The organism is Bartonella sp. AA83SXKL (assembly GCF_042196965.1).
Taxonomy (GTDB): Bacteria; Pseudomonadota; Alphaproteobacteria; order Rhizobiales; family Rhizobiaceae; genus Bartonella.
Genome location: NZ_JBHIRG010000313.1, coordinates 1 through 239 on the forward strand (window position 1 = coordinate 1; position 239 = coordinate 239).

Below are 239 nucleotides of genomic sequence, written 5' to 3' on the forward strand. Positions count from 1 at the left end.
TAGTAAATGTGGCACTTGTTTATGTGGATATAAAGAAAGAGCTCCAGCACAATCTCCATCAACAGCTTCAAGCAAAGCAAAAGCATTTCGCTCCAAAAGTCTTAAATGATTTACCAAACAATGTCGTACATTCTCATCGGACAAAAGAAAGCTTTGACTGATTGTCCTTTATAAGCTTTAAAACTGAGAGGAAGAGCAACAGAAATATTCTGTAAATTTTGATGCACATAATCTCTATC

At 35.1% G+C, this 239-nt stretch carries 1 pseudogene; it reads right to left on the minus strand.

Going from position 1 to position 239, the window contains the following annotated elements:
- A pseudogene (locus ACFINO_RS11340) lies at positions 1-144 on the minus strand (type II toxin-antitoxin system HipA family toxin); the annotation flags it as partial.
- Between the last annotated feature and the right edge of the window lie 95 nt (positions 145-239).